Source organism: Acinetobacter sp. YH16053, from assembly GCF_013417035.1.
GTDB classification, from domain to species: Bacteria; Pseudomonadota; Gammaproteobacteria; order Pseudomonadales; family Moraxellaceae; genus Acinetobacter; species Acinetobacter towneri.
Genome location: NZ_VPEP01000012.1, coordinates 54,931 through 68,515 on the forward strand (window position 1 = coordinate 54,931; position 13,585 = coordinate 68,515).

General features: G+C 43.4%; 13 protein-coding genes, 1 tRNA gene and 1 pseudogene. 8 read left to right on the forward strand and 7 right to left on the reverse strand.

The window, feature by feature from the left end; all coding sequences use genetic code 11:
* Positions 1 to 146: 146 nt before the first annotated feature.
* The 3 genes from FTV43_RS10105 (at position 147) to FTV43_RS10115 (ending at position 2,626) form a co-directional block, all read left to right on the forward strand.
* Positions 147 to 824 carry a hypothetical protein gene (locus FTV43_RS10105; protein WP_004974396.1) on the forward strand — a complete coding sequence of 226 codons (678 nt, stop codon included), beginning with the start codon at positions 147 to 149 and terminating at the stop codon, positions 822 to 824.
* 67 nt (positions 825 to 891) lie between these two features.
* Complete coding sequence (gene hisA / locus FTV43_RS10110; RefSeq protein WP_179995408.1) at positions 892 to 1,623, forward strand: 1-(5-phosphoribosyl)-5-[(5-phosphoribosylamino)methylideneamino]imidazole-4-carboxamide isomerase; 732 nt, start codon at positions 892 to 894, stop codon at positions 1,621 to 1,623.
* Positions 1,624 to 1,735: 112 nt separating this feature from the next.
* Positions 1,736 to 2,626 carry a DMT family transporter gene (locus tag FTV43_RS10115; RefSeq protein ID WP_228274487.1) on the forward strand — a complete coding sequence of 297 codons (891 nt, stop codon included), beginning with the start codon at positions 1,736 to 1,738 and terminating at the stop codon, positions 2,624 to 2,626.
* Positions 2,627 to 2,681: 55 nt separating this feature from the next.
* Here the strand turns inward: FTV43_RS10115 and FTV43_RS10120 are convergent, their stop codons facing one another.
* From FTV43_RS10120 to FTV43_RS10130, 3 genes and pseudogenes are all read right to left on the reverse strand, one after another.
* Complete coding sequence (locus FTV43_RS10120; RefSeq protein ID WP_167846391.1) at positions 2,682 to 3,086, reverse strand: hypothetical protein; 405 nt, start codon at positions 3,084 to 3,086, stop codon at positions 2,682 to 2,684.
* 40 nt (positions 3,087 to 3,126) lie between these two features.
* Positions 3,127 to 3,755: pseudogene (locus FTV43_RS10125) on the reverse strand (DUF1294 domain-containing protein).
* 12 nt (positions 3,756 to 3,767) lie between these two features.
* Entirely contained in the window at positions 3,768 to 4,718 is a 951-nt protein-coding gene (locus FTV43_RS10130; RefSeq protein WP_154320233.1) for a homoserine kinase, read from the reverse strand.
* A gap of 113 nt (positions 4,719 to 4,831) precedes the next feature.
* Here FTV43_RS10130 and hisF point away from each other — a divergent pair, with 113 nt between their 5' ends.
* The gene (gene hisF, locus FTV43_RS10135; protein ID WP_154320232.1) at positions 4,832 to 5,590 is read left to right on the forward strand and encodes an imidazole glycerol phosphate synthase subunit HisF; all 759 of its coding nucleotides are present in this window, start codon (positions 4,832 to 4,834) and stop codon (positions 5,588 to 5,590) included.
* A gap of 356 nt (positions 5,591 to 5,946) precedes the next feature.
* On the opposite strand, the gene FTV43_RS10140 is transcribed toward hisF, so the two are convergent.
* Positions 5,947 to 6,561: a hypothetical protein gene (locus FTV43_RS10140; protein ID WP_154320231.1), complete on the reverse strand. Its 615-nt coding sequence runs from the start codon at positions 6,559 to 6,561 to the stop codon at positions 5,947 to 5,949.
* 127 nt (positions 6,562 to 6,688) lie between these two features.
* On the opposite strand from FTV43_RS10140, the gene FTV43_RS10145 reads away from it, so the two are divergent.
* The gene (locus FTV43_RS10145; RefSeq protein WP_004974378.1) at positions 6,689 to 7,690 is read left to right on the forward strand and encodes an AraC family transcriptional regulator; all 1,002 of its coding nucleotides are present in this window, start codon (positions 6,689 to 6,691) and stop codon (positions 7,688 to 7,690) included.
* 153 nt (positions 7,691 to 7,843) lie between these two features.
* Positions 7,844 to 8,494, forward strand: a complete 651-nt coding sequence (aqpZ, locus tag FTV43_RS10150; RefSeq protein ID WP_179995412.1) for an aquaporin Z — start codon at positions 7,844 to 7,846, stop codon at positions 8,492 to 8,494.
* A gap of 152 nt (positions 8,495 to 8,646) precedes the next feature.
* Here the strand turns inward: aqpZ and FTV43_RS10155 are convergent, their stop codons facing one another.
* On the reverse strand, positions 8,647 to 8,892 hold the full coding sequence (locus FTV43_RS10155) for a hypothetical protein (protein WP_004974374.1): 246 nt from the start codon (positions 8,890 to 8,892) through the stop codon (positions 8,647 to 8,649).
* Positions 8,893 to 8,941: 49 nt separating this feature from the next.
* On the reverse strand, positions 8,942 to 10,018 hold the full coding sequence (locus tag FTV43_RS10160) for a DNA/RNA non-specific endonuclease (protein WP_179995409.1): 1,077 nt from the start codon (positions 10,016 to 10,018) through the stop codon (positions 8,942 to 8,944).
* 344 nt (positions 10,019 to 10,362) lie between these two features.
* Here FTV43_RS10160 and FTV43_RS10165 point away from each other — a divergent pair, with 344 nt between their 5' ends.
* Positions 10,363 to 10,968 carry a hypothetical protein gene (locus FTV43_RS10165; RefSeq protein WP_179995410.1) on the forward strand — a complete coding sequence of 202 codons (606 nt, stop codon included), beginning with the start codon at positions 10,363 to 10,365 and terminating at the stop codon, positions 10,966 to 10,968.
* Positions 10,969 to 11,051: 83 nt separating this feature from the next.
* Here the strand turns inward: FTV43_RS10165 and FTV43_RS10170 are convergent, their stop codons facing one another.
* On the reverse strand, positions 11,052 to 12,932 hold the full coding sequence (locus tag FTV43_RS10170) for a potassium transporter Kup (protein WP_004974367.1): 1,881 nt from the start codon (positions 12,930 to 12,932) through the stop codon (positions 11,052 to 11,054).
* A 119-nt stretch (positions 12,933 to 13,051) separates the two neighbouring features.
* Here FTV43_RS10170 and FTV43_RS10175 point away from each other — a divergent pair.
* Positions 13,052 to 13,142 (forward strand) — tRNA-Ser (locus tag FTV43_RS10175).
* Positions 13,143 to 13,585: the final 443 nt, after the last annotated feature.

The following is a 13,585-nucleotide window of genomic DNA, read 5'->3' on the forward strand; positions in this document are numbered from 1 at the left end:
TATTTCGAAATAGCCCATCTATTGGGCTATTTTTTCAGGATATTCGCTGCAATCTTTGTCCTGCACAGCATTTTCAATCTTTTAAACTTTGCCAAATTCCGCAAAACGCTTTAGGCTAAAACCGCTTCTTTACCGCTTTGAATGTTATGGATCTCACTCGTCTGCGTACCCTGCCTAGCCCTGATGAAATTCGGCAATTGCCACTGTTTGAAAATATTGCGCGTCAAAATATTGTACTGATTCAAAATCTAGAGCAATGTCTAGCAATTGAAGCTGAACTGAAAACCGCAGCTGTCTTGGGTTTCGATTCTGAATCTAAACCCACGTTTAATGTAGGCGAAGTTTCTACAGGCCCGCATTTAATTCAGCTCGCAACCTTAGAAAAAGCCTATCTATTTCAGCTCAATGATGACATTTGGCAATTTTTGCAGCCAGTTTTTGCCAATCGCGATCAAATTAAAGTAGGTTTTGGGCTGAAAAATGATGCCCATTTATTTCGTAAAAAAGGTATACAACTGAATAGCGTGATTGAACTATCCAAATGTTTTGGCAGTTTTGGTTTTAAAAGTCCGCTTGGGCTTAAAAATGCCATGGCATTATTATTTCACGTTCATTTCCCTAAAAGCCGAAGTATCAGCACCTCAAACTGGGCATGCAAACAGCTCAGTGAAGCACAAATTGCCTATGCTGCCGCCGATGCCTACGCACCTGTGTTGATATTTGAAGAATTGGGGCGTTTGGGTCTATTGCCCGAGCATATCCCAAACAGTTCACTCAAATTGCGGATTCGTCCCTCTAAAACAAAACCTACAACAGATGCTTAGATATTTAACAATACTTTGTTAAGATGCACAGATTGAATTCAATAAGTTTTTGGCAAGGAGCGAAAGCATGCTGATCATCCCTGCAATTGACCTGAAAGATGGCAAGTGTGTTCGTTTAAAACAAGGTCGTATGGAAGATGATACTGTATTTTCTGACGATCCAGTGGCAACAGCACAACACTGGGTAAATGAAGGCGCGCGTCGCTTGCATTTAGTCGATTTAAACGGCGCTTTCGCAGGTACGCCAATTCATAAACCTGTGGTTGAAGCGATTGCAAAATCACAACCGGAACTTCCAATTCAAATTGGTGGCGGTATTCGTTCACTCGAAACCATCGAACACTATTTGGATGCAGGCGTATCGTTCGTGATTATTGGTACCAAAGCCGTACAAGAGCCTACTTTTGTAGAAGAAGCCTGCAAGAAATTTGCAGGACACATCATTGTCGGCATTGACGCCATGAATGGCATGGTGGCTACTGATGGTTGGGCCAACGTCACAGACGTGAAGGCAACAGATTTAGCTAAGCGTTTTGCCGATGCAGGTGTATCTAGCATTGTTTATACCGATATTGCCCGTGATGGCATGATGCAAGGTGTGAACGTAGAACAAACCGTAAACTTGGCGCAATATTCAGGCTTACCCGTGATTGCTTCTGGCGGTGTGACCAATTTAGATGACGTACGCAACCTAAAAGGTCAGCCTGGCATTTTAGGTGCGATTACAGGTCGTGCAATTTACGAAGGCACGTTAAGCCTGCGTGAGGCACAGTTGCTTTTAGATGAGCAATCTTTGTAATTCTGCCGCGTATTTTTAAAGAGGTCTGCGGACCTCTTTTTTATTTTGATTTTATTTTACTCATTTTGAGTTTTCTTCATCTCCCACTGGTTCTATGTCTCAGCTTTCACCAATGCTTCGCAGCAAAGCGCCGCAACTGGCGCTCATTTTGATTACCTTAATTTGGGGTGCAACCTTCATTACCGTGCAATACGGTTTGAACTTCAGCAGTCCAGTACTGTTTGTAGGCTTACGTTTTGCCGCAGCCACGTTGGCCGTGGGGCTGATTTCATGGCGAAGCTTACGTGGTTTTAGCATCGATGAACTCTATGCAGGCTTTGCCATAGGCGCAGTCATTGCGCTAGGTTATGTCACTCAAACCATTGGCTTACAAAGTATCAGCAGTAGCGAATCGGCCTTTTTAACGGCGCTGTATGTCCCGCTTGTACCGCTATTGCTGTGGTTATGCTTTGATCAACGTCCGCATGTCATGACTTGGTTGGGTGCTATTTTGGCATTTGTAGGCTTGGTCTTTTTAACAGGCAATGGCTTAGGCGCAATTCAGTTAAGTTTTGGACAAGCCATTACTTTAATCGGTTCAATTGCGATTGCCTTTGAAATTATTTTAATTAGCTATTTTGCCAATCGGGTCAATTTAAAGCGCGTTACCCTCATCCAACTGGGTTGTGCATCGTTATTGTGTTTTGCGATTGCACCATGGGTTGGAGAAACTCAATTGCCCGAATTTCAGTGGTCACTCCTTGCTGTTTTGCTCGGCTTAGGCATTGCCAGTGCCGTGATTCAATTGGTGATGAACTGGGCGCAACGACAAGTAGACCCTGCGCAAGCTGCTATTATTTATGCAGGTGAGCCTGTTTGGGCCGCATTGATTGGACGTTTGGCAGGCGAGCGCTTGGCAGTTCTGGCGTTGTTCGGTGGACTACTGGTGGTTTTAGGCGTGCTGGTCAGCGAATGGCGACCAAAATTTTTAAAACGAAACACATCATCCCAAAAAGTTGAATGAACAGCATCTAGGCAAGATCGCTCAAAACATCTTAAAAAGACGAACGAACGTGAATTTAATGATACATCGGTAAATTATCATTCACGCGAATTAAACCGCGTATAGCACGGTAAACAATCCATAACCACGAAATAGCAACCACTGCGATACAGAAAAGTGTCGCAGCCAAAGTCATACTGGCAAAGCTTTGCGCATCTGGACTAAAGAACACCAAAAAGAACGGCACAAAGGCCACAATATTCCAAAACAGATACCACCAGAAGCTGCGAATTTGCCAAGTAAAATGACTGGCAAAAATTGAACCTTGTACATCACTACGTTTTAAATAGTTGATGATTAAGGCAATCACGGCCAATATCCCCGCAGAAAAAATCGCCACGATATACAGCACATATAAAATCATGGTCAATGAACGATGTGGGTCTTGATCTACTGAATATGAATGCTCTGCTTCTGACATAATGCACCTGACAAGCCTGTTACTGGAACAATATTCCCAATTAGATACTGAGCTGATTCAACGGAGAAATTAACCATAAAATCAGCAAGATATTAAGCCTATCGTACAAAAATAAATCTTACCAAAGGGTTGTTTTTGTGTTTTATGGCGTAATTTTTGTTGTGCTAACCATGCAGCAGGCCAGCCCCCTAAAAAAGCCACGATATGCAAATTATTTTCAGGAATACGACGCCCGCCCTGCTGTGCAGCTTCTTTATCTTGTGCATACAGCCAATAACTCAGCGCATTCATCAAACTGATGAATAATAACAACATGCCGCTGAGCAATCCCAACAGCGTCAGCAAAGCCAAAGCAACAATATAAGCCACACATAATATTTGCATCGGCTGCATTTTTTGCGTGATGTTGGATGTTTTCGCACTCACAGCAGATGCCTTTGCTGCTTTGGTCTGCGAAGCTTTTAAATACACCGCTTGCTGTGCTCGGTAACGTCCGCGCTCATCCACAGTTACGGTATATTCCAAGGCACAGCCCACAATTGGACGTGGCCCTTGTCGGGCGAAGTCCTTAATGTGTAAAAACACGCGATCTTTTTGGTGGTCATTCGGCTGAATAAACCCATAACCCTGCTCATCAAACCATTCGACTAAACGCCCTTGATCACGCATGTTCTATATCCCTCAAGCTGTCACAAACTTTAAGCGTTCAATCAGCATATTCCGCATTTCATCTGGATTTTTCTGCAAAATATCTGCGCCTGTCCGCCCTTCTGCCGCATTTTTAGCAGCCACCTGCAAACGCATTAACCAAAAACGTCCTGCCGCCATTGCCAAATACAGTTCCAAACAGGCTTTTTCGTCTTGGGTTAAAGGACGCACCGTTTCGTAGGCATTTAAAAATGCAATCGCCTTGCTTTCATTTAAGCTCAGCTCAGGAAAATCGGTACAAAAATCATTCAGCGTAATCGCAATATCAAACAGCAATTCATCTTGATTTAATTCATAAAAATCTAAAATGCCTTGCAACTGATCATCTGCAAACAAGGTATTGTCACGGAATAAATCCGAGTGAATAAAACCTTTGGGACGCTGCGGATAGACTGCGGTTAAAGCTTCATACAAGCCCAAAAGTTTGGACAGTAAGGCTTGATCGGCCACATGCATGCTTGGTTTTAATTGGCGTGCGACCCCTGCCCAATAAGCATGATCACGTACATGATCGCGCTGCAAAGGAAAATTTTGTAAGGCCACATGCATTTTGGCTTGTGCAATCGCAATCGCTTCCACTTGCGCCACTGTTGCCAGTGTCGGATGCTGCCCAATTAAACGCGGTGCAATTTGTGCAGGTTTTTCTTTTAATTGGTGAATGGCTTGTCCCGAATAGGATAAAGGCACTGCCACAGGCAAACCCGCTTGCCCCAAATGCTGCAATACAGGAATTAATTCACCTGCCGCTTGCTGATCTAATTCTTCAAAAATGGTCAGCACGTACTCGTTTTGATTGTCGCAGCGCAAAAAATAATTGGTATTTTGAATCCCCCCTTGAATGGGAATCAGCTCGACCACCTCCAATCCATAAGGCGCTGCAAAGACCTGAACTTCCTTTAAAGTCAAAGGAGTATAAACCGACATAGAAAACCTGCGAAAAACCTGAGCTAAGTTTGATAGAATACCCGCTCCATCTGCCAAGGTGTAGCGCTTGTGTGGGTGAGTTTCATAATCGGCTGTAATAATTGGAAAAATTTATGCTAGCGAAACGTATTATTCCTTGCCTAGACGTAGATAATGGTCGCGTGGTTAAGGGCGTGCAATTCCTTGATATTCGTGATGCGGGCGACCCTGTAGAAGTGGCGCGTCGTTATAATGAACAAGGTGCCGATGAAATCACCTTTTTAGACATTACCGCTACCCATCATGGTCGTGATACGACTTATCGTACCGTAGAACGTATGGCAGAAACCGTGTTCGTGCCCCTCACCGTTGGTGGTGGCGTGCGCAAGGTTGAAGACATTCGCCTATTATTGAACGCAGGTGCAGATAAAGTCAGCATTAACTCTGCAGCCGTCTTTAATCCTGAATTTGTGCAAGAAGCCTCACAGCGTTTTGGCGCGCAATGTATTGTAGTTGCCATTGATGCGAAAAAAACGGGTGATAACAAATGGGAAATTTTCACCCACGGTGGTCGTAAACCCACTGGTATTGACGCAATTGAATGGGCTGTGAAAATGGCGGACTACGGCGCAGGTGAGTTGTTGGTCACCTCAATGGATGCCGATGGCACCAAAGCAGGCTATGACTTGGCGCTCATGCGTGCCATCAATGACCGTGTAATGGTACCTACCATTGCTTCTGGCGGTGTAGGTAATTTACAACACTTGGCCGATGGGATTCTAAAAGGCGGTGCCGATGCGGTACTGGCAGCCTCAATTTTCCACTTTGGTCAGCATACCATTCCTGAAGCCAAACAATATTTGGCAGCACAAGGCATTGAAATGCGTTTGTAAAATCATAGTGCAAACGAACTGTGAAAAGTGCAATCTGAAGATTGCACTTTTTTTAGCTTAAAATTGAAGTAAAGGTAAAATTTAGGCAGAAAAAAAGGAGTCCGAAGACTCCTATCAACTCAAAAAACCACAGCGCTGAGGTTCTTTTATCTTTTTAAATAGACTTATAAAAAAATAATCAACAAAATCAATTTATCATCACACAATATTCAACCGAAACATCCGTGGATATTTCACTGCACACAATATACGCAGAGCTTTAGCTGAAATATTGACCAAAAACACCAAAAACATTGACCATTTGCGACAAGACTTGCCCAAGCTGTCAGTACAAACCTTCATTTGCTGCAATACAGTTAAGATAACTGCTCTGCCACAGCTAATTTTTTCTCGACCCATTTGGCAGGAAAATATGCAGCAGACAGATGGTTTAAACCCTGTGCAATCACCCGAGGTAAGGCAATGCCTAACGGATTTTGCTCCTGTAAGGCAGGTGCTGAAATGACTCGCGTTCCTAAAATATAATCAAACCACGGTTTGGTCACGCACCAGTTCGCATCCTGATTGCTGTTCATGTGATGGTCATAATGCCACGGAATTTTCTTAACTGCCCACTCTGGCTCTAAATGCGCACGACGGTGAATATAATAATAATTCGCAGCACTATATAGCGCAGCCAAACTCATACCCTTAGAAATTGGATAGAACACGCCACTGGCCACCGTTGCCACCACAGCCAAAGACACAATTTCATTTTTGGTACGCCAGTTGCGAATCCCTTCGACATAGCCATGATCGTGAAAACTGGTTTTACGCACTTCACGATGATGTTCCCAATGTGATTTCATACTTTCAGGCACAGGACTATAACGGCGCTGCCCTGCTCGATGCGTTCCGTGCAAAATATATTTATGTGCCACCCATTCAAAACCATTGGCAACCACCAAACCTGCTAGAAATCCTTTCCACATCGCTATTTCTCCTTAAACACAGGACATCTTGACTCTGATGTTCACTATAGGCATGTGAGATTGACTAGATCTTGACCAAAAAAATCAATATCATTGACAAATGACGACAAAAATAAACCGATAACACATGCAACAATTCAAAGAATATACGGGCTCGGTCTATGGTGGCTTAGGGCATTTATTGATGTGCTATTACCAAGCAAAAAAGCTGCCCATTCCAGAAAAATTACATCAGATTCAAAATCTGGAACGTTTTGATTATGCCCTCTGGCGTGACTTGCTCAGCACTTTGGAGCAACAATTACCACAACCTGCTTTGGGTTTGGAAATTGCCAAATACGTGCAGCCCAAACATTTAGGCATCATTGCGTATTTAGCCTTGTCCTGTGATCATCTGGGTGAAGCATTACAGCGTTACCACGATTTTCATCGCTTGATTTACGATGGTGGCCCGTTGCAAGTCGAAGCACAAAACGATTATTTATCCATTCGTTGGTCAGAATTGCCCGTGCACATGACCACACAATTAACCGATGAAATTGCCATTGCCTTGATGATGGAATTTTTGAAGCACTTTATGCAGTTTGAAGATATTTGCCTGCACGAAGTACATTTTCATCATCCTGCGCCTAAAAATATTGCACTGTATGAGCAGTATTTTCATTGCAAAGTGCGTTTTTCTCAACCAATTACCCAAGTGTTGCTGCCTGTTTCCGAACTGGCAAAACCCTTTCATCAGGGCGATCAGACCTTACAGCATTTATTGTTGCAACAGGCACAAGCCTTATTGGAAAAGCTACCGAATAGCACCCAAACCGATCAGCGTTTACAGCAAGCCATTTTGACGGGGCTGCAAAAAAATATGTATCAAATTGAACATATTGCTCAGCAATTACATATTTCTGTACGTCAGTTGCAACGTCATTTGCAACAGCAAGGCACGACCTACCAAAAACGCATGCAGGAAGTACGCTGTTTATTGGCAGAACAATATTTACAAGACCCACATTTAAGTCTGCAAGAAATTGCGCTATTGCTGGGTTATTCAGAACAAAGTGCCTTTCAGCGTGCGTTTAAACAATGGACGCAGCACACACCACAACAATGGCGGATGCAACGTGCTTCATGATTGCTTCTTTTTACTTTAATTTGTGTTAAATTCATCACAATATCGATCTAAAATGCGATAAATTTAATTGAAGTTTGATTAATTAACTCAAAAAATAAGCACTGGAGAATCAAATTGAATAAGTATTTCGCAGAACTGGTTGGCACATTCTAGCTGGTATTTGGTGGTTGTGGTGGTGCGGTATTGGCTGCAGCTTTTCCTGAATTGGGCATTGGTTTTGTGGGGGTATCCCTCGCGTTCGGTCTGACCGTATTAACCGCGGCCTATGCACTTGGGCACATTTCAGGTGGTCAATTTAACCCTGCAGTCAGTATTGGTTTGTGGGCAGGTGGACGTTTTGAAGCCAAAGAACTCGCACCGTATATTATTTCACAAATTATTGGTGCGACTCTGGCCGCACTGGTGTTGTATCTGATTGTACAGGGTCAGGCAGGTTTTGCAGGCACAGGCGGTTTCGCGACCAACGGTTATGGTGATTTATCTCCAGGAAAATATGCCCTCAGTTCAGTATTATTGATTGAAGTGGTACTCACTGCTGGCTTTTTGATGGTGATTATGGGTGCAACCGCCAAACGTGCACCTGCAGGTTTTGCTCCAATTGCAATTGGTTTGGCACTGACCTTAATCCATCTGATCAGTATTCCTGTAACCAATACTTCCGTGAACCCTGCACGTAGTACAGGTGGGGCGTTCTTTGCTGAAACTGCAGCACTCAGCCAGCTTTGGGCTTTCTGGGTTGCACCGATTGTAGGTGCGGTGATTGGTGCGGTGCTGTATCGCGCTATGGCAAAAGCTGAAGACTGATCTTCAAAACTTTAAATCCACAGCTTTTCAAGATGTCTGGGATTTATCTAAAAACACACAAAACAACAAAGCCCGTTCAAGCGTTTGAGCGGGCTTTTTAATGGCTTAGATGAGCAGATTAAAGTAGATTTAATATCTTGAGATGGCATCCATTATAAAAATGGATTTTCAATTTCACCCGCTTCGGGACGATCTAACTTTTCAGGCAGATTCGGAGTCTGCTCCAAAGTTGCAACAACTTCATTCAAAAAAGCCTGTAGTGCTTTGGCTGCCTGTAAACCCGCCTGATCTTTGCTGATTTGCAAATTGCCATACACATTGATGCAATCTAAATCATTTTCTAAGGTTAAGTCATGAATCGCATGTGATTCAGTCCCATTTTGAAACGGTTTAAACATTGAATTCACCTTAGCATGAAGGATGCAATATCCATCATCTTAACCCAGTTTAAGATTTCAACAACTGTAAAATATATTGCAATAAAGCTTCAATCAACTGCTTCACAATTGCATCTTGGGTATCTGCATCAATGCTAGCACCCGATGCAGGACTACTGCCTGAGCGTTTAAATTCGGTTTGCAAGGCTTGTAATTGCTCAGCAGATACATCTTCTGCGCACTGGCTTTCTGCATCCCAATGTGAGTAGGCAATCGGTGTATTGGCTTTTACAGCATTTGCAGTCAAAGGCAATTTATAGGTATTGCGCTTTTGTTCTTCACTTAATTGTGGGAATAAATTAATGCCCAACTGTTCTTCTAAATAGCAGACACTCACCACTTGCACCTGTAACGAGTCGTTATTGGGCGCGTAATAAGCCCCTATCGCGCCTGTTTTGGGCATATACACAGCTTTATACACCGCAGTCGGCACAATAACGCCCTGCCCAATGGTTTTTAGACGCTTGGCATTAAAACTTGGCCCCGTAATCACATACACATCTTGCTTTTGCTTAGTCACCACCGCTCGGGTGGCTTCTTCAAGTTCACGCCAGACCTGCTGATTATTTTTAGGGGCTTGCGGCACCATATTTGCCAAAGAAAAACTGTCAAACTGGGCTGCCAAGTTGGTCATGTCGGCATTCGGTGCCATGTGTCCACGGTCATAACCCGAACCACGATAGTCCAGCAAAGTCGCACGATGCTCGGCTTTGACGCGCGGTTCTTCGTGAAAGTTATCTTCACGTGGAATCCGCTGACTCAAACGCGCTGGTGTTAAGGCTTCTGCCACCCATAACGGGGTTTTGGATACCCCTGAATACATCACATTAAAGTCATTAAAACACAGCGGATAGCTGTGTTTTTGCAGGCTATTTTTCAGTAAATAGGGCGGCGTTTCTCGATAGAACTGGGTTAGGCAAGCACTATTTCCTGAACTCGGCACCAGTGAAGTCCACTGGCTAATTTTTTCTTGACCAAAAGCAATCACAAAACTCCCTGTTGCCACTACACCGAGTAGCACTTTCAAGCTGTTTTGATTGAAAATTTGAGTCCAAATGTTGTTGGAATTGCGCCGTTTTCTTGCCATAACCGTTACTGTGACTTCGCTCTAAATCCGCAGAGTTTGCCCGAGCTTAACAATCCACTCACAGCTTGTATATGAAGCACCTCTTGTTCGTCTAACAATTAAACAAAACCCGCGCCATAACACCACAAAAGCCATACACAGCCTGAGTTTTAAGCACTTTTGACATCAGTCTAGATCAAGTTTGGTAGATTTGATTGCATCCGTTTTAGCGAATCTGCCAAGCTAAATACACGTTAAAGACATCGCTCAGCGACACCCAAGCGCATTGCGCTGCTCTAGCTGGATGTCATTGACGATTTAAATTGGTTTTAACTTTATTTTTGCGATTTTTGATGGAGAAATACATGCGTTTTCATCTTTTTGCTTGTGCTTTGGTTGGTAGCAGTATCAGCATTTCTGCCTTTGCCGAACCACCCATTCAAGCAGGTGATACTTTAGAAAGTTTATCTAAAGTCAAAATAAGCACCACGATTAATGGGCAAGCAGGCTCACTACAAGAATTAATCGCCAATGGTCAGATACGCATTGTACCGAGTACAGATACAAACTTAACAAGTCCAGCAGAAAATATAGCGCAACAGCCTGCAAACCAAATTTCAGCCGAACAAGCCAATCTGGCTCAAGACAATGTACCGATGACGATGCCTGTCGGGACTGAATCCGAACTGCAACACGCAGCGCAGGCAGAGCAAGTGAGCGAACAACACATACAAGCCACCTCTGCGCCATTATTGTCATCTTCAGCCGATTTACCTGTAAATGCTGGCAATGATGTGGATGTCACCGCAGAAGCGCTAAATGCTGCACCACAAAACCCTGCTGCATCTGAACAAGCAGCAGTCAATCTGCCCACGACTGAACGGCTTGAAACCACAGCACCTGCGGCACAGGGCGCAGATGTAAACGATATAGATTTAAGCCATCTACAACCAAGTGATACGGAACAATAAGATCTGTTTAAGACCAATCTTGAGCTAAAAATAAAAAACCAGCACTTTATAATGCTGGTTTTTTAAAATCTATTGAGCAGTTTTTAAATTTCGATTTGACTACCCAATTCCACCACACGGTTGGTTGGAATTTGATAGAAATCACTCACAGGACTGGTATTGCGCTGCATTGAAATAAACAGTTTTTCACGCCACGGTGACATGCCATCGCCCACCGTATGCACAATTCGATCACGCGAAATAAAGAAGCTCATTTGCATCATATCGAATTCAAACTCAAGCTGTTCATAGGCTTGTTTCAAGGCATTTGGAATATTTGGCTGATCTTTAAAACCGTAATACATGGCAATCCGATAAAAACGATCATCCAGTTTTTCGACTTGAATCCGATCTTGCTGCGCCACAAATGGAATATCACGCGTGATGACCGTTACCATGATATTGCGTTCATGTAAGACCTTGTTGTGCTTAATATTATGCAACATGGCATGTGGCACAATGTTAGGCGTACCTGTCAAGAAAATCGCATCGCCAGGGACAAATTTGGTTTCATTGCCCATACTAATACTGTGAATGAATAGGTCTATCGGCAAGGCATCTTTTTCCAAACGATTGAAAACCAATGCACGACCATCTTTCCACGTCATTAAAATGGTATACATGATGGCGCCAATTAAAATTGGCACCCATCCCCCTGACACAATTTTGAGCGAGGTCGAAGCCACAAAAATTAAATCTAGGGTTAAAAATGGCACTGCAAAAAGAGCAACTTTCCACATCGGCCAACGCCAAAAACCATAGGCCAGCACTGAAATTAAAATCGTGCCACACAGCATGGTCATGGTCACTGCCACGCCATAAGCACTGGCAAGTCTGGCACTATTTTCAAATAATAAAATTAAGATAAGCACCGAAATAAATAAGGCCCAGTTAATGAATGGCAAATAGATTTGACCACGCTCTACATCGGAGGTGTGACGTACAGTCAGGCGAGGCAAATAACGTAATTGAATGGCCTGATTGACCATTGAAAATACCCCTGTAATCACCGCTTGAGAAGCGATCACTGCCGCAGCCGTAGCTAAACCAATCATCGGGTATAAGCCCCATTCAGGCACCAACATATAAAACGGATTTTCAATTGCTGCAGGGTTGCGTAGCAGTAATGCGCCTTGTCCCGCGTAATTCAATAACAAGCAAGGTAAGACAATCAAAAACCACGCGAGGCGAATAGGCATCCGCCCAAAATGCCCCATATCGGCATAGAGTGCTTCGCCACCCGTCATGGTTAAAATCACCGCACCCATGGTGAGAAATGCAACAAAGGGTTGCTCTACTACAAAGTTAAACGCCCAGTGTGGACTGACCATGGCCAATACAAATGGGGTTTGGATGATACTGAGCAGCCCTGCACCGCCAATGGCTAAAAACCACAGCAAAGTCAGTGGGCCAAAAAATTTGCCCATAGTGCCTGTACCATGACGCTGCACAATGAACAGTCCTGCCAAAATACCAATGGAGAGCGGTACGAGCCATTGATTAAAGATAGGCGTGGCAATACTTAGTCCTTCAATGGCAGACAATACTGAAATGGCGGGGGTGATAATGCCATCGCCAAAGAACAGGGATGCACCAATAAAGCCAAGTGCGATCAGGAAGATTTTTTTGTCTTCGGCAATACGGGTGGTGCGCAGGTTCAATGCCAATAATGACATGATCCCGCCTTCGCCATTGTTATCGGCACGCATAATAATGGTGACGTATTTGAAGCTGATGGTGAGCATCATGCACCAGAAAATTAGGGATAAAATTCCCAATACACTGGCTTGGGTAATTGCAAGATGGGCCGTTAAAAAAGTTTGTCGGAAGGCGTACAGGGGGCTGGTTCCGATATCCCCAAATACGACGCCGAGCGCAGCCAAGGTAATGACGGGTAAGGCTGCTTTTTTTGCAGTACTTTGCATAGGTGTCTTCGATTTAGACGGTATTTTTGAGAATCATAGCACTACGCTGAAAGTTTTTCTCTAAATCAAATGTTTCAACTTGGCTTTGTACTATTTTTTGGTTATTATCCACCGCCTATGGTGAAGTGTCCGAGTGGCTGAAGGAGCACGCCTGGAAAGTGTGTATACGTTAATAGCGTATCGAGGGTTCGAATCCCTCTTTCACCGCCAAATTCGACTTTTACGGCAGTCTACCGTAGTTCAAAGCGCTTGATTTTAAAAGAATTAAGCGCTTTTTTATATCTAGTACACTACGGTAAAACACTGTAGTATCCCGATACACATGTCGGTATTTTTGTCGGTATAATTATAAATCAGCATAATTCTAATCCTTTTTTCTAAAAAACCTGATTTTTGTACCGACAATGAAGAGAAAATCTATATGGCAAAACAGTCAAATAAGCTGACAGCTAAAGAAGTTAAAAACTTAAAATTCATAAAAAATGGTGCAAAAAAACAAAGACATCCTGATGGAGGTGGGTTGTATGGTAATCCCCCCTAAAAATCATTGAGTTTAAAAGTAGAAAATCGAATAACCTTGATTTAAGGAGATTTTCTATGAAAACATCTAAGTATTCAGACAGCTTGATCATGAGTATCTTGAAGCAAGCTGA